We start from the raw sequence: 19,478 nt of genomic DNA on the forward strand, positions 1-19,478 counted from the left end.
AACACACCATTAGTAATAGCACGAATGATTCGTCTCCTCAGAGCGTGAAATCAAACGATGAATCGGTTCAGCTGCAAAAGTCAGTGTATAGAGTTAAACTCATCCGAAGATGGTCACTGTCCAGTACATGAAAAATGGCAGGTCTTATATGCCTCGAAGTTGCGCTCTAAATCCCTTCAACTTGGAGCTCCGTAATTCTGCATGTGCATCCGTAGATCGGTCAATGAAGTAGTTTAACGTGAATTCGACCTAAGCGGGGAACCATCTTGAGCTATCCGTAAGCTCTTGATAGAGGTTTATGGATGGTTTCTTCTCAAAGATAGAGTAAGCCGCCAAAGCCGATAACATATTTGTAATGTGTATAGCGTTATATTTCAACACTATAAAGATGCTGAGTCTCTCATTATGTTCCAACTTTTTTGGCCCTTTTTTTACATCGAACTCACGTTGACATTAATATTTCAAATGCATAATTTATACTAAATGCACGACATTGATCTTCTTATATTTCTTGCCCATGCCAAGTGCGAATGCCATTTGGTCTTTGATAATCAGTTCGCCTTTCTGGAGTCCGGCTATGGCAGTTCGCACTTCTTGCAATTCTTGACCGCTTATGCCATAAAGGTCTTTGATAACCTTATCGTCAATGGTCTGTTGCTTCATTATAAGTGGATATTGGGCGTTGGCATAGAAATCAAACCCTTTACTTTTGAAGCTACTCATATTTTGAGTGGCGAGAATGATACTTAATCCCTTATTTCTACCTACAGCAATAAGATTTCGCAACGGACGGTTATCAAAATCCAGCATATAGTGGGCTTCATCAATGATTGAGAAGTGGCGAATCTGCACCACATTCTCGTTTGTGTCTTGTTTTTCAAGCCGTTCATATATATTATTAAGCTTTGAGATGATGAAATAGACAATAGCCTTTGCTATTGGGCCGTCTTTTGGGTAGCCGTCCATTTTTATGATGTAGCAGTCACCGATAAGGTCGGCTTTGTCTTCTTTCTCGAAGATGTTAGCACGCACCAACTGTTTCAATACAGACGAGATACTATCATCTTTTCCGGCATCCGTCATTTTAGCTTGATACTCCTCCAGCATCATGTTGAATGTAATGGGTGCGCCTTCTTTTTTCTTGTATGCTTCTACAATGGCTTCGCTCAATCGGTTATTCATATTTGCACTGGCAGACATACGGTCTATTGAGCAAAGAGCCGAAGCCATTTCCGATGAATAGAGGTTTATCTCGTTGATAGGTCGGTCAGTGAAATCTTTGAATGGTGTGAATGGTAGGGGATGTTCTATCGGGTCTAAGATACAACTGCGATCCACATCGAAATGTGTGAGCCAATGATTATTCTGAATGTCGCTGAACTCTCCTTTGTAGTCGAAAAGCAGGAAGTTTACCGGATATTGCGATTCAGACGACAATGTTCTGAACTGTTGCATCAACACTGCAAGCAGATTCGTTTTTCCTGAACCAGTAGCACCAGCGATGATGATTTGCGAGTTGGTAATACTGCGGCTGTTAATGTCAAGAGTAGCTTCCATTTCCACATCTCCATAGTTTCCGATAATCAGATTGAGTGCCGGAATATCTTTAGCCATCGCCACCTTATTATTTACAGCATACAATATGGAATCCAGATTGTTTTCAGCCAACAAGTAATCTCTTCCACGCAGCATTTCAGATGCAATGATACGTGATAGCACGGCATTTTGCGACCAATCTATATTCAGATTGGCATAGCGCAATTTCAGCAATGCGGAATATAAGGTAGATAAATCGTGCATCGTGAAAAAACTCGGAATGATACGTGCCGATGTAGCAGAGAGCTGTATATCCTTGTAGTCTTCTTCCTTGCGTTCGGTAGTCAGACTCAAACCGACGATAAAGCAAATACGCATTACTTTGTTTGTGGTCAGACTTGCACGTTTCTCTCTGTTAGCAGTGCGCGACAAATTTATCTTATTCTCTATAAGTTCCTTTACTTGACTTATTTCGTCAAGAATCCCCTCCATCTGACGGGTATTTGAAAAATTTATTATGCTCATAACTATCTATTGATTAAGCGATATTCCAAAATAGCCTTCATCTATAGTTGTATTTTGTTCCTCAACATTACGATGCAGAGTATATGTCTTCGATATGAATGGTGCCAGCTTGATATAGTCGCTATCCGTGCGTATTTCAGATGTGGTACAGAGCAGAATGGTCTGTTCAGCCAACTGTGGGAAATATTCTTCCATCAAAGCATCACGGCTTTCATTGTCGAGTACACCCATCACGGTATCGATCATAACCGGCGGATTGTAGTCGCCAAGGTTGCGCAGTACTTTTAACAACACCTGTATGAATATCTGTTTGGAAGCAGCGTTCAGCTGGTTCAACGATATTTCATTGCCGGCACTATGATAGAGTTTGATATTGAAATTCTCCATGCTGTCTGACAATTCCACACGCCCAACGTGTCCTTTGTATGACACAAGCAGACGGTTGAGTTGTGACTGCATTTCTGTTTCTATCTGCGCTTTTTTCTTTTTCAGCAGATTGTCGGCAACCTTATCAAAGAATGGACGCAGTTTTACAAGCGTGTCAAATTTTACATCCGGTTCTTGCTGTATTTGCACATCGTACTGATGAATCCGTTTCTCCAAATGCTGAATTTCGTTTTTGAGATTGTCCTCTTTCGTTTTCAACTTTTCCAGAGTACGTTTGGACTCTTCATAATTGGTTATTAGCATATTGTTATCTCCGGCCTGTGTCTGTTCGAGTGTGCGTCTCTCTGTTCTGAGATTATCCAGATTGGCAAGCTGTATTTCCATGTCTTGCCTTTTGCGGTCGATGGAAACAAATAGGTTTCCATTGCCCTTTTTCGGCAGTTCTTGGAGTGCATCCACCTCGGCAGTATTCAAGTAGTCATATGGGTCTTTGGCATTGGTTGTATTCTGCATGGCTACAATATGCGAAACCACATTTTCTTCATCCACCGCCTGGCTGCATAGCGACAGCTCTTTCAAATAGTCAATGATTTTTGAGGTTACATCACGCAGCGTCTCAATCGGATATGCACCGGTACTTTGCTTTTGGAGCTGTTCTTTTACTCGCAATATGTTATTGATTTCCTGCGAAAGGTTGGATGCCAATTTCGGAAGGAATACATTGATTTCTATGTTGTCAACAAACGCCTTCAAGTTCTCGGCATAGTTAGCTGCTTCTTCTGTTATGGTTCGTATCTTGCCGTCAACATCTTGTATGCGTTTGCTTAGATTGACTGCTTGTTGCGCACCATCTTTGGCTCGTTGGTATTCATCTTCTACCGACGACATATATTTATACAACCTGTCTTGCTCTGCAAGGCAAGTGTTCAAATCAATTACTAACTGCTCTTTCTGATTGCATAATGAGTTGTATTCTTTTGCTTCTTTTTCAGCTTCCAATCGTTGTTTCGCCCACTCCTGTTGCAATTTTTCTGCTGCACGTTTCAGTTGCAGATATTTTTTGAAGCCAAGCACATTCTCAAAGTTGTCGCGTATGGTTTGCTGAAAGACATTCTTTTTCAACAACTCGCTCGACTGCATGGCATCAAACAGAAAATACTGGCTCAACTCCTGCGGCAGGTTGGCCTTGATTATCTTGCTGATTTCTTGTTCGGCATGCATCCTTTCTTTGGGTGCGGTCATTGTGCCATACACATACATATTGCCGTTCATGTTCAGCGATACACTTTCAAGTGGACGACCTTGTGGATTAAGCTGGTATATTCGTTTCAGGATATACTTCTGTTGCTGACCAAGCACTTTGCCAACAAAGGTGATTTGCAGGCTGATTTCCGGCTTCACCTTATTGACAGCTCCTTGATTGAGCAATTCCATAAAGTGTTCCTTGTTTTCTATTTTCAATCCATACAATGCACCGCTTATGGCTTCAAACAGTGTGGTTTTACCGCCACCGTTTGAACCACCGATGAGTATAATCGGGCGGTCGTCATCTACCGTCAAGTCAAGATCGAGCGACAGGTAGGTCTTAAAGTTGCTTATCTTTATTCTTTGTATGAGCATGGCATAAATTCATTTATTGACGTATTTTCTGTATGGCGTTGCGGATAATATCTTCTGTATCGCTATCACTCATTTCTATTACATCTACCTTTTTGGCATGGTAGGCTTTCAAGATGTCCTCACTCAGCCAATCAAAATCAATGTCTTCGGTAGCGCAAATAGCTTCTATCATTGCAAGGTCGTCCTTGCGGATGCCATAATGCACAAATTTGGGGTCTATTCCTTTTGCCATAATACTTATGCGTTTTGTGGGTAAAAACAGTTCCAGTTCAATGTATCGGTGGTATTCTCGATAGGGAGTGGGGAATACAACCAGTTCTCGCCTTGTTGTAGGATAACACCTCCCGATAGCGGGGTTTCGTCCGATGTATTTTCTTTGATGTATTGCAACAATGCGTTGTGCTTGTTGTGTGCAAATGCATCGCTGCCTGCACTTTTGGTGTCGAACAGATAGATATGACCGTTTTTCATGCGGATGATAAAGTCTACATAAAACAACGACTTACCATTTTCATTGCCCGCACTGTATTCTATGGCATAATGCTGTTTGCCATTGTCGCCATTCTTGTACCACCAGTCGATATACTGCTCGTTTTGCTCCAGATAGGCTATGAAGTTCTTTTCCGGACTCGATGCATGGTTGAGCTGTACAAATGGCAGGAGTGCGTGACTTCGACTTTCTTCTATATGGTTGGTGTCATTGTCGTAAGTACGCTTTTCCGGTAATTCCCAATCGTATTTTTTGAATACCCTCTTGGCTGCCGATGCTTTTTTGGATATGTCGCGCTGTCGAGCATATTTTTCCAATGCAGTATCTATAATGCGATCGAACTTAGGCTTGTTCAAGTGATATAGCACCACCTTCTTTGCGTCTGTGTCGAAGATACCGAAGAAGTCGGCCAATATTTCAAGCAAATAACTTGCAATCTTGTCTGCACGACCTTTACTCTCGAATTGATGCCCTTTTGTGGCGATATATGCCATAAACACACGGTCTATCTCGGTAGCTTTTCTTGCGTATTTTACGGTATCGACTTCCAATATCTGTTCTTCGTTCTGGAAATGCACGTCTTGCGGTATCTCGATATTGATATTCTTGACATCAAGGCGCAAAGAGTTGGCTACCTTTTTCCTGTTTTCATTGATTTGCAGGTCGTCGGTCTCGAGTAGCGGAGCACTTTCATCATTAGCATTATCCAACTTGGCCAATTCCTCTAATGAGAACAGCAAATTGCCTTCTGCAAAGTCCCAGAAATGGCGGGCTTCGTCATAAAGCACTTTGCGAAAATCAGGTCCCAAATAGTTACGCTCTGCATTGGGACGTTCCGCATAGCAGGCCGGTAACCATACGTTTTTTAAATTTTCGCGTCGGTATGCTGTAACGGTGTTGTTCAGGATATAGTCGGCATCGGCTGTAACGATTTGTATCTTGTCTTTGGCTATATCGGTAAACACATAGCCCACATTGAGCATCTCTCTGGGATAATGCTTCTGTTCTGGCATACGCATGATACGGCCCACGGTCTGAATGGTAAACTGGTCGCTTTGCAGTTTGCGGAATATAAGCAACACGGCGGCACGAGGACAGTCCCAACCCAAGGCTATAGCTTCTTTGAAAAGCAATACCTCAGTCAGATTGTCGGATTTCTCCAAATCGGTCAGATTCTCTTTTTCATTTGCCAGCCATATCGATAGACGGTGGTTGTCGGTGGTAATGCCACATATCACTTCAAGATACTTCTTTACCTGATCGGCTATGGCGGTATCTTCCGCTGTCATACTTTCTTTTGTGTCGTTAGGCAACTGAATGAGTAGGAGAGGATTTATTCCTGTACCTACTGCCTTATACGCTTCGGCTATTTGGTTGCGTTTATCCATTGCCGCTTTGATAAGGTTGGCGTTGAGTTCCAGTTCGTCGCTGAAATTCAGTTCTATTTCCGGGTTGAGTACCACCTCTTTCTTAATCATTTCGGCGGCTATCACATCCTGACGGTACACCGTTACCTTTTCTTTTGGATTGGCGGTTTTGGGGGTGGCAGAGATGCGAATCTCCACTGCCGGATTGATTCGGTCAAGCACGGCAGCTGACTTGTCGGCAGTCTTCGACCAGAACATGTGTTCCTCGTCGATGATGACTACAATGGGCAACCCGAACTCATCTTTCGTTTTGTCGGTTATTTCGTAAAGCGAGAGTGAGCAGTCGCCTTCGCGCACCATTACGTTACTCTCTTTGTTTACGCTTTCCCAGTTCACGAAAAGTATTTCACCGGGGCGGATGCCCTCGTTTTGGTCAAGCTCGTCAAACATCACCGGGCGCAGTGTGCGTGTCTCCTCAAAAGCCTCTTTCAGTTTTTCGTAACTCTGTATGTGTAGCTTGCGTGGGGCAAACCAGATAAATGCCACTTCTTGATAACGACTGTCGCCACGGTCGTGCAGTTCATCCATCAGACCGGCAAGCATCTGACAAGCCATTACGGTTTTTCCTGCACCGGTCGTTGCTTCAAACACCAATTTATTGCGCTGTCCGCCGGCATTCAACAGACGGATAGTCTTGTCAATCAATTCGGCTACTGCTCTCTGTTGATATTCTAAATTCTTCATTGCTTCTCGTCTTTTTTGTTTTCATGACTTTTGTTTTCAATCTCTTTCATTTCCAATAGGAAACGATCGTAGTCCGATAAAAACAACTGATCTTGTATGACTCTGTATTTCTCGAATTCCGTTTCAGCATGCAATCTTGCTATTTCGGCACTTACACGTCCTGCATCTTTCAGCAGACCGTATTCAAAGAGATTGATAAAACTGTTGAGGCGTTGCTCCCAGTCGGCCATTGTCAACGGAATGCGGCGCAGGGTCATTGTTTCAGCAAAATCAAGATAAGCTGTAACCATACGTTCCAATTGTCCCATTTCGGTATCTGAAAGATAGTTTTTTGCTATCACCACATCGCTTTTCTTGATTTTGCCATCGGGGGCATCTGCCCAAGTGGTCAGTCCCATGTGCACTTTGGCTGCATCCGCCCGTTCTACGATGAGTTCGGCTGCTGTATGACCATGAACGGCAAAGTGCATCTTGTTCTGAACGGTAGCATAAAAACGCCGGGTGGCTAATGCAGTCTTATCATAGTCTATGGCGGTGGCGTACAAGTCGGTTATCTTTTGATAGAACAAGCGTTCGCTGATGCGTATCTCACGGATGCGTTCCAGTTGTTCATCGAAATACTTGTCTGTCAGAAATGTTCCGCGTTTTAGTCTTTCCGAATCCATTACCCAGCCTTTGATGGTGTATTCCTTGGCTATGCCATTTACCCATTTTCTGAACTGTACGGCTTTCTCGGAATTTACTTTGAAACCGACGGCAATAATCGTTTCCAATGAATAGTGGTTCGTGGTGTATTGTTTGCCATCAGGGGCAGTTATTCGAAATTTTCGAATAACTGCCGTTTCTTGCAATTCGCTGTCAGAGAATGTTTTCTTGATGTGATAGTTGATGGTGTGTACTTCTACGCCGTATAGCATCGCCATCAGCTTCTGTGTGAGCCAGATGTTTTCGTCTTCATAACGTATCTCTATCTGCTGCTCGTCATTACCTACGGATGCCACATAGTTCAGGTATTCGGCTGCACTGCTGCGTACCGTTACCTGTTCTTTTTTCTTTTTGTTCTTGCCTTGTTCGCTCATTGCAGCTCCTCCTCATTGTCAAAGTTAAGCACTCCGTCTGTCACATTTGCTTGCCCGGTGGCTTTCGTTTCGTCAGAACTTACGAACTCGTCCTTTTTCTTGGGCAGTAGGCGGCGGTAGGCGTTGTATATGGCTTGTGGCAGGGCGCAAAGTTGTACCTTATCTTGTACTTCTTCAAATTCTCCTTCCCAAGGGTCTTCGCTGGGCGAGAAGACATATATACGCATCTTGCCCTCGTAGTCTGTCTTTTGAATCAGTTCGACCAGTTGCTGTACGGCTTCTTCGCGGTAGATTATCATCATACGCTTGCGGCCGTTGTCGAAGTAGCGGAACACATTTTTGTAGGTTGGCTGCTCTCCAAACTTAGGCTGTTCGGTATAGAGATCTTCCTTGATGCAGAGCATATCGGTGGAGAGGCTCATCAGTTGGCGCATATTCTTCATTGTGCGGCTCCTGCCCACAAAACTCGTGCGGTAGTAGCGCAAGGTGTTGCCTTTCAATCCCGGCACTTCTTCGCCTTTCGGTGTAGTATAGCCGTTGATTACTTTAAATAGTCGTGAATATGTTACTTCCTCGCAAATATTGTTTTGATTATTTGTAACTCCAATAAAAGAGCGATGTTTGCCATCAATAGCATTTTGTTCTAGCACTGCATGTAAGGCAGTTCCACTTCCAGCGAAAAAGTCTAATATCGTGGAAGCTGAAGGATATATGGTTGAGATTAAATATTTTCCAATAGAAACGGTCTTAGGATAATCAAATGAAATGTTTAAGTCGGAAAGTAAATTCTCATCACTTGAACCATCTTCATATATGGAAGGAACATTCTCATCCATGTTTTCATCAAGCCAATATATCCGTTCTGGAATATTAAGTTGCTCATTCCTTTTGCGAGTAAAAACCACTTCACCCTTAATCACCATATCATTATTTATAATCAATGGTTCTTGTTTGCCTAGTAGTCTTTCAAATGAAAGGGGAGGGAATCGCCATCCTTTAGATGGTATCGGGCACTCTGTTCCTAATATAGGATGGATTAAAGGTGTCCAATATTCTTTTGGTGCACATTCTTTGTTAGGCCATGCCATTGAAACAGTACGAAATACACGACCATTAGGATGAATATATTTATACGCTTTTTCCCCTTTTGAAAAATCTGAACGGTTGATCCATTTCTGAAATTCAGAGTTAATGAGCTTTAAATCATAATGAACAATAAATGGCTTTGCTTCTTCCTTTTTAAAGCCATATACTTTCAAAATATCTAAAATCTCAGATGGAACAGAATCTTTTCCTAGTTGCGAAAAAAGCCTATTTGCTTTAGTTAGCATTTTCTGCGCATTGCACTTTGGACGAATGAAAGTGTCTTCTAATTCCAAAAAAGAATCTTTTGACTTACAGTATATTAATATGTATTCATGCATATATGATACTGCGTGTGCATCTCCCTTGGGGTTCATTTTGTTCCAAATAATTTGACCAAGATTATTCTTGCTGCCAAATATTTCAGCTAAAACAAGATTAAAGGTATCAAATTCATGCTCATCAATATGAGCAATAATAATGCCATGTGGGGATAATAACTGTTTGGCTATTTTTAATCGTTTCGACATAAAGGATAACCAAAGAGAGTGCTTAAATGGATTATCTTCATCTATATAATCATCATTATATCTAAAGTCGTTTTTCCCTCTATTATACGGCGGATCGATATAAATCACATCAATCTTCCCTTCGTGTGTATAGGAAAGAGCGGTAAGGGCTTCGAGGTTGTCGCCCTCGATAAGGATATGGTTGGGCGCATCGGCTTCGGTGCTGATGATGGCTTTTGAAGTGTCTTCCACCAATACGGGCAACTCCTCGCGCAGGCGTTCTTCCACATTTTCCGGCTTGTCTTCCCACACCAATCCGTATTTCTTTTGTTTGCGCAGCAGCCCCAACAGTTCCGACTTCTCTTCGTTAGTCAGACCATTGAGCTGCAATATCTTGTTGTATAATTCTTTCTTGTTCATTATCTATCTGAGTGATTAAAGGTTAGTGTGTTATTTTACAAGACGTACTGTTTGAATGGTCTCATCCAAAGAGGAGTTCAGTAGTTCCTTGACATCAATTTCAAGCATCTGGACAATTTGCAACAGTGTTTCCAGTCCCGGTTGAGAAGTGTTGGTACACCATTTCGACATTGTAGCCGAATCTTTCTCCAACTGTACAGCCAGCCATTTGCTCGTCCGTTTTTTCTTCACAAGAATAACTTTTATCCGATTTATATCCTTTGTTTCTTCCATTTTGGATATGATTACTCGTTTAGGTTGCAAATATACAGAGTCGCCCCTTAAAAACCAACAATTCTTTATTGATCAATAAAATGGTTGTTATTTTTCTTGCCTGTATCTGCCGTATTTCGTCAATTTGTAAAGAAAATCTTGCAAAACAAGATGTTGTCAAAAACTCAAAATCAGTCTCAGGCTTCGCTTTTCTTCTCATTGGGAAGCACCTTGAACCATAAACATTCGCTGTTTATTTTGGCAGAAAAAGTGGATCGGGCGATGTTCGAGAAAACTTTCTTGCTTCTTTATTGTTCGGAACACGGTCGTCTAGCCAAACCCATCCGACTGATGGTGGGTCTTTTAATGCTAAAGCACATCCGCTTCAAAAGGATGATGAACAAATGGAAAGCATTTTTTTGCCTCTTTTTGGAGAGGATGTTTTTCCTTTTCAACACACCATTTTGCCTGATCTGGAATTACCATGTTTTGCAAGTCGAAGGAAACAGGGACTTTTAAGGGGGATTGCTCAGTTTCCGCCCGAATTAATCTATGGATGTGGGGGCATTCCGCAATTTATTTGTCTAACTTATCTTGCGTTTCTACTTCTTGCATGGAGGAAGGTGGTGATTGCTTCAGTTCCGCGATTAGGTTTTGCACGTTTTTATCCGAGCGAATTCTCCGGATCGCTTTCTTGGCTGCTGCTTGTTGCGACTCCTTCTTGGTGTAGCCCGTGCCTATGCCTAAGGGGTTACCTCCGACCGATACGGCGGTACGAAATATTTGATTTTTATTTTTGTCTGAGTATATATTTGTCAGTTCGAAATCGATCTTCAGCTTTTCTTTTTGCCCCCACTCCAACAGATTCGATTTAAAATTCATCTCTTTGCGGGCTATTTTTTCCAGTGACAGATAATGACCGATCATCCGTTCTTTGACGAATTTGAAGCATTTCCGATAGCCGTGATCCAGATAGATCGCGCCGATCAATGCTTCGAGTGCATTGCCATACACATAATTGTTATGGGCATGTTGACGGATCGAAGCGATAGTCATTTTGTCGAGCCCCATTTCGAGGGCGATACGGTTCAAGGTCTCGCGTTGTACGATTTTAGAGCGTACGCTGGTCAGAAAACCTTCTTTTTTGTTCGGAAAATGTTTGTATAGGATATCGGCTACGGCCGCTCCGAGGATGGCATCGCCGAGAAATTCAAGTCGTTCGTTATTGCACAGCCGTTTACCGTCAGGAAGGTGCGACGAGCGGTGTGTAAGCGCCTGTTCATAGAGTTTTACATTGTTCGGGTGGAAGCCTAACAGGTGATAAAAGGACAAATAAGGCTCTTTATTCCGAAGAACAAAGAGCCTTTTTAGTTGTTGAAAAAACAAACGCACTCTTATTTCTCAAATTTCTTCACAATTACACTGGCATTGTGTCCGCCAAATCCGAACGTGTTGGATAATGCAGCCCGTACCACGCGTTTTTGTGCTTTGTTAAACGTAAAGTTCAGTTTGTAATCGATCTCCGGATCATCGTCGCCATCGGCATGGTTGATCGTCGGAGGAACGATATCGTCGCGCACGGCCAACACAGCGGCTGTGGCTTCCAGCGCGCCGGCGGCACCGAGTAGGTGACCGGTCATCGATTTCGTTGAGCTGATGTTCAACTTATAGGCATGTTCTCCGAAAACATCTTTGATGGCTTTTACTTCGGAGATGTCGCCTACGGGAGTAGACGTGCCATGTACGTTGATATAGTCGATTTCTTCCGGTTTCATTTCTGCGTCTTCCAGAGCATTCAGCATCACCAGCTTTGCACCTAATCCTTCGGGATGGCTTGCCGTGAGATGGTGAGCGTCTGCCGAGAGACCTGCCCCTGCTACTTCGGCGTAAATCTTCGCACCGCGTGCCAGAGCATGTTCCATCTCTTCGAGGATGAGACAGGCTGCTCCTTCTCCGATGACGAAGCCGTCACGGCTTTGACTGAACGGACGGGAAGCCGTCTGCGGCGAATCATTACGTGTCGAGAGCGCATTCATGGCGTTGAAACCTCCCACGCCTACGATGGCGATGGCTGCTTCGGCACCTCCGGCCACAATCACATTGGCTTTACCCAAACGGATATAGTTGAATGCGTCGGCAATAGCGTTCGTCGAAGAGGCACATGCCGATACCGTCGCAAAGTTGGGGCCCCTAAAACCATATTTCATCGAGATATGACCGGCGGCAATATCTGCGATAATTTTAGGTATAAAAAACGGGTTAAAGCGTGGTCCGCGCTCCGGATCGTAGTCCCGTACTTCGTCTTCGAACGAACGGATTCCTCCGATACCGGCGGCGAAAATCACTCCAATCCGGTTCAAATCTTCCTTTTCCAAGTCCAATGCCGAATCTGTCACGGCTTCGGTCGCTGCTACGAGTGAGAGTTGTGCGTATCGGTCGTACTTACGTACCTCTTTCCGGTCGAAGTACTGCAACGGATCGAATCCTTTTACCTCGCAGGCAAATTGTGTTTTGAACTTGGATGCATCGAATTGAGTAATAGGCCCTGCGCCGCTTACTCCGTTCTGCAAGGACTCCCACGTTTCCGCGGTGTTGTTGCCGACAGGAGTAAGAGCACCGAGACCTGTTACTACTACTCTTTTTAATTCCATAGTGAATAAAAAGCAGATTACTTCGCGTTTGCTTCGATATAAGCAATAGCGTCTCCTACCGTAGAGATTTTTTCAGCCTGGTCATCCGGAATAGAGAGGCCAAACTCTTTTTCAAATTCCATGATCAACTCCACCGTGTCAAGAGAATCTGCTCCCAAATCATTCGTGAAGCTTGCTTCGTTTGTTACTTCCGATTCTTCAACACTCAATTTGTCAACAATAATCGCTTTTACGCGAGATGCTACATCAGACATAATTTTTTAATTTAAATGAATACTGTTTTTGCAATACTTTCTATTTTTGCAGTGCAAAGGAAAGAATTTTTTATCTTACAGAACAAATTTTTAAGGCAAAAAAAGCCGAATGTTGCACATTTTTATGTTTTTTGTGCATTTCTCGTTTTTGAAAAGGCTATGAAAAGGATCGTTATTTTCGCTTCAGGCGATGGAACAAATGCAGAAAATATCATACGATATTTTCATGATAATAAAATAGTTGAGGTGGTTTCCGTGTATTCCGAAAATGCCTTGGCCGGGGTACATCTTCGTGCAAAACGGTTGGGAATTCCTTCCGTGACCTTTCCGAAAGAAGATTTTGCGGATGGTACCCCTGTTTTGAAGAAATTGGCCGAAGATGGTGCCGATTTTATTGTGTTGGCCGGTTTTTTGAAGAAGATTCCGGATGTCATTTTACATGCTTATCCGGACAAAATCCTCAATATTCATCCGGCTTTGCTCCCGAAACACGGAGGAAAAGGCATGTACGGTATGCGGGTACATCAGGCTGTCGTGGCCGCCGGCGATACGGAGTCGGGGATTACCATCCATTATATCAACGACCGGTATGATGAGGGAGAGGCTGTTTTCCAGGCGCGTTGTGCCGTTTCACCAACAGACACGCCCGAAGAGGTCGCAGCCAAAGTGCATGCCCTCGAATATGCGCATTACCCCGTCGTGATCGAGCGTGTGCTGCGCGGTGAAAACTTGCACGAGTCGATTTAGTATCGTATCTTTGTGCTGAGCGTATGATTTTCGACACAAGAGAATGGCAAATGTATTGATTATAAGAATCTCGGCGATCGGTGACGTGGCGATGACCATCCCTGTCATTTATTCGGTGGCGCGGGCCAATCCTCAGGATTCGTTCACCGTACTGACCCAATCGTTCCTGATACCGATTTTCATCCACCGCCCGGAGAATGTACGAATCATCGGTCTAAACACGCATAGTACGGAAAAGACCCTGTGGGGTGTGTTGCGTTTTGCCTTTGCTCTGACCGGGTATAAGTTTGATAAGGTGCTCGATCTGCACAACGTGATTCGCAGCCGGGTGATTGATTTCACCTTTCGGTTGCAGCGTAAGCCGGTGTATCGAGTCGATAAGATGCGGAAAGAGCGGAACGTTCTGACCGGCAGGCCGCCCAAGACTATCCATCCCCTGCGCCCTGTATCAGAACGTTATGCCGATGTGTTTCGGGCTGCCGGATTTCATTTTACCGATACATTTGTTTCTTTGTACGAACAACATCCTGTCGATGATGCTTTGATTGCGTCCATGGCCGGTGAGAAAAAAGGTAAATGGATCGGCGTCGCGCCGTTTGCCAAACATCGGGGGAAGATTTATCCGACGGATGAGATGGAAGAGGTGGTCAAAACGTTGTCGGGGCAGAACGACATAACGATTTTTCTGTTCGGTGGGAAAGGCTACGAAGAGGCGATTCTTGATCAGTGGGAGTTTCAATATCCGAACACCCGGAATATGGTTGGGAAGTACCGGCTTGATCAAGAGTTGGCGCTGATAAGCCGTCTGGATGCTTTTTTGTGCATGGATTCGGCCAACATGCACTTTGCCTCGCTTGTCGGGACGAAGGTGATCTCCATTTGGGGGGCTACTCATCCGTATACCGGGTTTTATGGCTATAAACAGCCTTATGACTTGGCCATACAGGCCGACCTGCCTTGCCGTCCATGCTCGACATACGGGAATAAACCGTGTCATCGTGGCGACTGGGCTTGTCTTTCGCAAATTTCCGCCGAGCAGATCGTGCAAAAAATAAACGGCTATCTGGCAGGAGCATGAGAATCGCTATTCATCCTGCTTATTCCGGCGATGAGGTCGAAGTCTTCCTGAAGCGATTGCCGATGATTTTCGATGGTGAAGGAGAGATGCTTTACGATAAGCGAAATCAGGTGAAACGTTTCGTTTTGCCGTCGGGGCGGCCTGTCGTCGTGAAGCGTTTCAAAAAACCGATGCTGATTCAGCGGATTATCTATGGTTTTTTCAAGCAAACGAAAGCCAGACGCGCTTTCCTGCATGCTGCTGTTTTACGTGAGCGCGGATTCGAAACGCCTCATGAAATTGCTTATCTGGAGCAACGCCGCGGTGGACTGCTGACGTATTGCTATTTCGTTTCGGAAGAAGATCGTGCACCGGCTATCTACGAGCGTCTCGTCGCGCAGCAGCCTTTCGATCGTGTTATGGCCGATGATTTTTCGGCGCTGGTGGCGGCCTTGCATCAAAAAAACATTTTTCACGGCGACCTGAATCCGACGAATGTACTGTTTCGCAAGCGTGAAGACGGTCATTATGCTTTTTCGTTGATCGATACGAACCGGATGCGTATCAAATCGCCGCACGAGACATTTACCGCACGTGAATGCCTCGATAACCTTACCCGATTTTCGGCGCAAGGGGAGCTGTACGATTTTGTGTTGAGGAAATACGTCGAATACAGGGGGTGGGATATCGAAACGTATGTTGCCCGTGGAATAAAGATTAAACGACATCATGATGCCTGTTGGGACAGGCGGAAAGCTTTTCTGAAGAGATTTAAATAAGGTAAGCGATATGTACACCATCAAATTTACACCCTATAGGAGAGAGCTTGGAGAGATCATGTTTCGTCAAACGGCAGGTGGTCGTGGTATCTCGAATGACGGAAAATACCGCTTTATCATTTCCGACGATACGGAGGAGGCGGATTTCTGGGTGGTCCAAGGAAAGGGGCTGCGTCATCCGCAATCGTGCCATGTGGCGCCGGAGAATACATTATTGTTGACTACCGAACCCAAATCCGTACTTACATATCCGAAGCCGTATATTCGTCAGTTCGGAGCCGTCTGCTCGTGCCAATCTGACATGAAGCATGAACGTTTGATTCTTTCGCAACCCGTGTTGCCGTGGTTCGTCGGTTACAAGGAATCGGCCGATGGGAAATGTACGGCTACGCTCACTTACGACGACTTGAAAGACTCGCCTGCGCCTCCGAAGACAAAGCTGTTGTCTGTCATCACGAGCAATAAGGCTTTTACGAAAGGGCATCTGGAGCGGATCGCTTTTGTAGAGAAATTGAAAGCATATTATGGCGACAGGCTCGATGTGTTCGGACGTGGTTATAAGGATTTCGACGATAAATGGGGCGTGCTTTCTCCTTATCAATATCACATTGTCCTTGAAAATTCGTCGCAGGATTATTATTGGACGGAAAAGATTTCGGATTGTTTTTTAGCGGAGGCTTTCCCCTTTTATTACGGTTGCACCAACTTGGAGCGTTATTTCTCAAAAGATGCTTTTATCCGTATCGACATCCGCCGGCCGCACGAAGCCATCGAGATCATTGATCGTGCCATCTCTGCACGCGTGTACGAAGAGCGTTGTGCTTCTTTGCGCGACTGTAAGCAGAAGGTGCTCGGGGAGTATAATATGTTTAACCACATCGCATCTCTGTGCGACAGGATGAATCCCGATGCACGGAAGCAACGTGTGGAAATACGTCCGTGTCGTTCGATGCAAAGTTGGGATAATCTTTACAATTATTTTATCCGTCGGAACATCTTTAAATGGCAACAACGGATGAAAAACATGTTAGGCCGTAAGTCGGTGCTCGGATAGCCCCTATCGTTCCTTTTGTGCCGACGTACAGGAAACTGTCGTGAACATGATGACCGTTATGCTGAAAATATTTGTATCTTTGCCCGGTTCAACAACGTTTCCGGCGTGCCCGGAGCATAAAATAAGATAACTATGAAAACAAACCGTTTGATTGCTGGAGCAATTCTCATGATGTGTGTGGCTTTCGGATGTAAGAAGCCCGAACATTTTATTACTGATCGTACTTACCGGGAGCAAGTATCGAACGATTTCGATGCGAAAGTCGAGTTGTTTGCCGACTCGTCCCTGTTTGCCGTTTTTGATACGGAGATGACCGTGCCTGAACGCGAGGCGATGCAGTTCTTGTATGCCTATATGCCGGTGGGCGATATTGCCGATTACGATGGTGAATTTTATCTACAGAACGTGCGTTCGTCGTTTGCTGTGCGGAAGGAGATGCCTTGGGGCAAAAATATTCCCGAAATGATTTTCCGTCATTTCGTACTTCCGGTGCGCGTCAACAACGAAAATCTGGACGAGAGCCGGATGGTGTTTTACGAGGAGTTGAAAGAGCGTGTGAAAGGCTTGTCGCTGCGCGATGCCGTGTTGGAAGTCAACCACTGGTGCCACGAGAAAGTCGTTTACACACCTTCGGATGCGCGTACCAGTTCGCCGCTTGCGTCGGTACGTACGGCGTATGGCCGTTGCGGTGAAGAGTCGACGTTTACGGTAGCTGCTTTGCGTTCGGTCGGTATTCCTGCGCGTCAGGTATATACGCCGCGTTGGGCGCATACGGACGATAATCATGCGTGGGTTGAGGCGTGGGTTGACGGCAAATGGTACTTTCTCGGCGCTTGCGAGCCTGAGCCGGTGCTTAACCTCGGATGGTTCAACGCTCCTGCATATCGCGGCATGCTGATGCACACCAAAGCTTTCGGGGCATATAACGGGCCGGAAGAAGTGATGGAGCAGACGGCTTGTTACACGGAGATCAACGTTATTGATCATTACGCACCTACCGGCAAGACCGTTGTGACCGTGACGGACAGCGAGGGCAAGCCGGTAGAAGATGCCCTGGTCGAGTTTAAATTGTATAACTATGCCGAGTTTTATTCCGTGGCACGTAAGAAGACGGACGGCAAAGGTCGATGCTCGCTCTCTGCCGGGAAAGGCGATATGCTTGTATGGGCAACGAAAGACGGACACTTCGGATTCCGAAAGGTATCGTTCGGGAAAGACGATGAAGTGACGGTTGCTCTCGATAAAACGCCGGGCGACACGGCCAGTATCGAACTCGATATCGTACCGCCGGTAGAAGGCACGATTGCTGCCGAAAAAGAGGTGACCGACCGGCAAAAAGAAGAAAACGCCCGCCGGATGCACGAGGAAGACGAGATTCGCAACCGCTACGTTGCGACGTTTTTTACCGATGAGCAGGCAGAGGCATTGAGTAAGGAGCTGTCGGCTGCGAGCGCCGACGAGGTGAAGAAAATCATGCGGAAGAGTCGTGGTAATCATGCCGAGATCGAAAAGTTTATGCGTGCTTCGGGCAAGGTCGATGAGGCGCTCAGGCTGCTGAACGAAGTGTCGGACAAAGACGTGCGCGATACGCCGTCGGACGTGCTGCTCGATCATCTGAATCATACGCCGTCGATTCCTGAAAACTTGTACGAATCGGAAGAAAAACCGACAAAGAGTCCGTCTGCCGGCCTCCGTTTGTATTCTTCGTATGTACTCAATCCACGTGTGGCCAACGAGTTTCTGACTCCTTATAAACAGTTCTTCGCCAAACAGCTCGAAGCGTCGTTGGTGAAAGCGGCACAGGCAAACCCGCAGGCCTTAGTCGAATGGGTAAAGGAGCATATCACCGTGCGCAACGATCTGAATCCGCAGCGCATCCCGATGATGCCGATGGGTGTCTGGAAGGCACGTGTGGCCGACATGCACTCGCGTAATATCTTTTTCGTGGCTGTGGCACGCAGCTTGGGTATCCCTGCGCGTATTGAACCGGTCACCGGAAAGGTGCAATACTATGATTGTGCGTGGTTCGACGTCGATTTCGAGGCGGCCATGGGGCAGGCAAATGCTCCGCAGGGAGACCTCTCTGCCGCTTACCGGCCGATTAAGGCGCTCGACAATCCGAAGTATTATAGTCATTTCACGATTGCCCGGCTGAAAGACGATGCCCGGTTGCAGACGCTGAACTTTGAAACGGAGGCCGACATGGGAGCGGGCGATACGTGGAAAGACTTGCTGCAATCGCCTCGCTCGTTGCGGTTGGACGAAGGAAATTACCTGCTTGTCAGCGGCACGCGTATGGCCAGTGGAAAGGTGTTGGCGCGTCTGAGCTTCTTCCCTGTCGAAGCGGATAAGAAAACAACGGTCGACCTTGTGATGCGTCACGACGATGCCGATATTCAGGTAATCGGAAACATCAACGCCGAAGCGAAGTATCGTACCGAGAAAGGAGAGGAAACGACGATTCTCAACACCACGGGACGCGGTTACTTCGTCATCGGTATTCTTGGCGCGCGTCAGGAGCCGACGAACCACGCCATGCGCGATATCGCGAAGCTCAAGGCCGATTTTGAACAATGGAACCGCAGCATGATCTTGTTGTTTAAGAATGAACAGAACTTCAAACTCTTCGATCGGAATGAGTTCGGCGAATTACCCTCGACCGTCACGTTCGGAACGGATGAGAGCGGTGAGATTTCGCGCATGATTACCGATGCGATGAAACTGTCGAACTCGGACAGCCTGCCGATCTTTATCATTGCCGATACGTTTGGACGCGTCGTTTTCGTCTCGCAGGGATATACCATTGGGCTTGGCGAACAGATGATGAAGGTGATTCATCAGTTGTAAAAGACCGAAGGGCGTTTGTGCCTGTCATGTCCTGAAAAAAGTTGACAGAAAAATTTAGGACAAAATGACAAAAAGAG

The 19,478-nt window shown here is 45.5% G+C and carries 15 protein-coding genes; 5 read left to right on the plus strand and 10 right to left on the minus strand.

Going from position 1 to position 19,478, the window contains the following annotated elements; translation table 11 throughout:
- Positions 1–474: 474 nt before the first annotated feature.
- The 10 genes from Q4A89_RS09480 to Q4A89_RS09525 all read right to left on the minus strand — a co-directional run bounded on the left by Q4A89_RS09480 (position 475) and on the right by Q4A89_RS09525 (position 12,917).
- A complete protein-coding gene (locus Q4A89_RS09480; RefSeq protein WP_303185146.1) occupies positions 475–2,061 on the minus strand; it encodes an ATP-binding protein in 1,587 nt (528 codons plus the stop codon).
- A 6-nt stretch (positions 2,062–2,067) separates the two neighbouring features.
- Positions 2,068–4,068 carry an AAA family ATPase gene (locus tag Q4A89_RS09485; protein ID WP_303185147.1) on the minus strand — a complete coding sequence of 667 codons (2,001 nt, stop codon included), beginning with the start codon at positions 4,066–4,068 and terminating at the stop codon, positions 2,068–2,070.
- Between the two features lie 13 nt (positions 4,069–4,081).
- Positions 4,082–4,300, minus strand: a complete 219-nt coding sequence (locus Q4A89_RS09490; protein ID WP_303185148.1) for a DNA modification system-associated small protein — start codon at positions 4,298–4,300, stop codon at positions 4,082–4,084.
- A 5-nt stretch (positions 4,301–4,305) separates the two neighbouring features.
- Complete coding sequence (locus Q4A89_RS09495; protein ID WP_303185149.1) at positions 4,306–6,669, minus strand: DEAD/DEAH box helicase; 2,364 nt, start codon at positions 6,667–6,669, stop codon at positions 4,306–4,308.
- Positions 6,666–7,748, minus strand: a complete 1,083-nt coding sequence (locus tag Q4A89_RS09500) for a virulence RhuM family protein (RefSeq protein WP_303185151.1) — start codon at positions 7,746–7,748, stop codon at positions 6,666–6,668. The genes Q4A89_RS09495 and Q4A89_RS09500 overlap by 4 nt, the downstream gene beginning before the upstream one ends.
- Positions 7,745–9,760, minus strand: coding sequence for a site-specific DNA-methyltransferase (locus tag Q4A89_RS09505; protein WP_303185153.1), 2,016 nt, complete (start codon positions 9,758–9,760; stop codon positions 7,745–7,747). Before Q4A89_RS09505 ends, Q4A89_RS09500 begins: the two co-directional genes overlap by 4 nt.
- A 30-nt stretch (positions 9,761–9,790) precedes the next feature.
- Complete coding sequence (locus Q4A89_RS09510; RefSeq protein ID WP_303185155.1) at positions 9,791–10,033, minus strand: helix-turn-helix transcriptional regulator; 243 nt, start codon at positions 10,031–10,033, stop codon at positions 9,791–9,793.
- Positions 10,034–10,588: 555 nt separating this feature from the next.
- Positions 10,589–11,344, minus strand: coding sequence for a ribonuclease III (gene rnc / locus Q4A89_RS09515; protein ID WP_303185156.1), 756 nt, complete (start codon positions 11,342–11,344; stop codon positions 10,589–10,591).
- 62 nt (positions 11,345–11,406) lie between these two features.
- A complete protein-coding gene (fabF, locus tag Q4A89_RS09520; RefSeq protein WP_303185157.1) occupies positions 11,407–12,663 on the minus strand; it encodes a beta-ketoacyl-ACP synthase II in 1,257 nt (418 codons plus the stop codon).
- 17 nt (positions 12,664–12,680) lie between these two features.
- Positions 12,681–12,917 (minus strand): acyl carrier protein, encoded by a 237-nt coding sequence (locus Q4A89_RS09525; protein WP_014224504.1) that lies wholly within the window; start codon positions 12,915–12,917, stop codon positions 12,681–12,683.
- A 159-nt stretch (positions 12,918–13,076) separates the two neighbouring features.
- On the opposite strand from Q4A89_RS09525, the gene Q4A89_RS09530 reads away from it, so the two are divergent.
- The 5 genes from Q4A89_RS09530 to Q4A89_RS09550 all read left to right on the plus strand — a co-directional run bounded on the left by Q4A89_RS09530 (position 13,077) and on the right by Q4A89_RS09550 (position 19,401).
- The gene (locus Q4A89_RS09530) at positions 13,077–13,664 is read left to right on the plus strand and encodes a phosphoribosylglycinamide formyltransferase (protein ID WP_303185162.1); all 588 of its coding nucleotides are present in this window, start codon (positions 13,077–13,079) and stop codon (positions 13,662–13,664) included.
- Between the two features lie 43 nt (positions 13,665–13,707).
- Positions 13,708–14,742, plus strand: a complete 1,035-nt coding sequence (locus Q4A89_RS09535; RefSeq protein WP_303185163.1) for a glycosyltransferase family 9 protein — start codon at positions 13,708–13,710, stop codon at positions 14,740–14,742.
- On the plus strand, positions 14,739–15,500 hold the full coding sequence (locus Q4A89_RS09540; protein ID WP_303185164.1) for a lipopolysaccharide kinase InaA family protein: 762 nt from the start codon (positions 14,739–14,741) through the stop codon (positions 15,498–15,500). The genes Q4A89_RS09535 and Q4A89_RS09540 overlap by 4 nt, the downstream gene beginning before the upstream one ends.
- Positions 15,501–15,558: 58 nt before the next feature.
- A complete protein-coding gene (locus Q4A89_RS09545) occupies positions 15,559–16,554 on the plus strand; it encodes a glycosyltransferase family 10 (RefSeq protein ID WP_303185165.1) in 996 nt (331 codons plus the stop codon).
- A 168-nt stretch (positions 16,555–16,722) separates the two neighbouring features.
- Entirely contained in the window at positions 16,723–19,401 is a 2,679-nt protein-coding gene (locus Q4A89_RS09550; protein ID WP_303185167.1) for a transglutaminase domain-containing protein, read from the plus strand.
- The last annotated feature ends 77 nt before the right edge of the window (positions 19,402–19,478 follow it).

Origin of the sequence: Tannerella sp. (assembly GCF_030528505.1) — a bacterium.
GTDB lineage: Bacteria > Bacteroidota > Bacteroidia > Bacteroidales > Tannerellaceae > Tannerella.

Coding starts and splice junctions, on each gene's coding strand:
- Q4A89_RS09510 (WP_303185155.1), bottom strand. CDS start 10,033: ATGGAAGAAACAAAGGATATAAATCGGATAAAAGTTATTCTTGTGAAG.
- Q4A89_RS09540 (WP_303185164.1), top strand. CDS start 14,739: ATGAGAATCGCTATTCATCCTGCTTATTCCGGCGATGAGGTCGAAGTC.
- Q4A89_RS09525 (WP_014224504.1), bottom strand. CDS start 12,917: ATGTCTGATGTAGCATCTCGCGTAAAAGCGATTATTGTTGACAAATTG.
- Q4A89_RS09505 (WP_303185153.1), bottom strand. CDS start 9,760: ATGAACAAGAAAGAATTATACAACAAGATATTGCAGCTCAATGGTCTG.
- Q4A89_RS09550 (WP_303185167.1), top strand. CDS start 16,723: ATGATGTGTGTGGCTTTCGGATGTAAGAAGCCCGAACATTTTATTACT.
- Q4A89_RS09535 (WP_303185163.1), top strand. CDS start 13,708: ATGGCAAATGTATTGATTATAAGAATCTCGGCGATCGGTGACGTGGCG.
- Q4A89_RS09490 (WP_303185148.1), bottom strand. CDS start 4,300: ATGGCAAAAGGAATAGACCCCAAATTTGTGCATTATGGCATCCGCAAG.
- Q4A89_RS09495 (WP_303185149.1), bottom strand. CDS start 6,669: ATGAAGAATTTAGAATATCAACAGAGAGCAGTAGCCGAATTGATTGAC.
- Q4A89_RS09500 (WP_303185151.1), bottom strand. CDS start 7,748: ATGAGCGAACAAGGCAAGAACAAAAAGAAAAAAGAACAGGTAACGGTA.
- Q4A89_RS09545 (WP_303185165.1), top strand. CDS start 15,559: ATGTTTCGTCAAACGGCAGGTGGTCGTGGTATCTCGAATGACGGAAAA.
- fabF (WP_303185157.1), bottom strand. CDS start 12,663: ATGGAATTAAAAAGAGTAGTAGTAACAGGTCTCGGTGCTCTTACTCCT.
- Q4A89_RS09485 (WP_303185147.1), bottom strand. CDS start 4,068: ATGCTCATACAAAGAATAAAGATAAGCAACTTTAAGACCTACCTGTCG.
- Q4A89_RS09530 (WP_303185162.1), top strand. CDS start 13,077: ATGAAAAGGATCGTTATTTTCGCTTCAGGCGATGGAACAAATGCAGAA.
- Q4A89_RS09480 (WP_303185146.1), bottom strand. CDS start 2,061: ATGAGCATAATAAATTTTTCAAATACCCGTCAGATGGAGGGGATTCTT.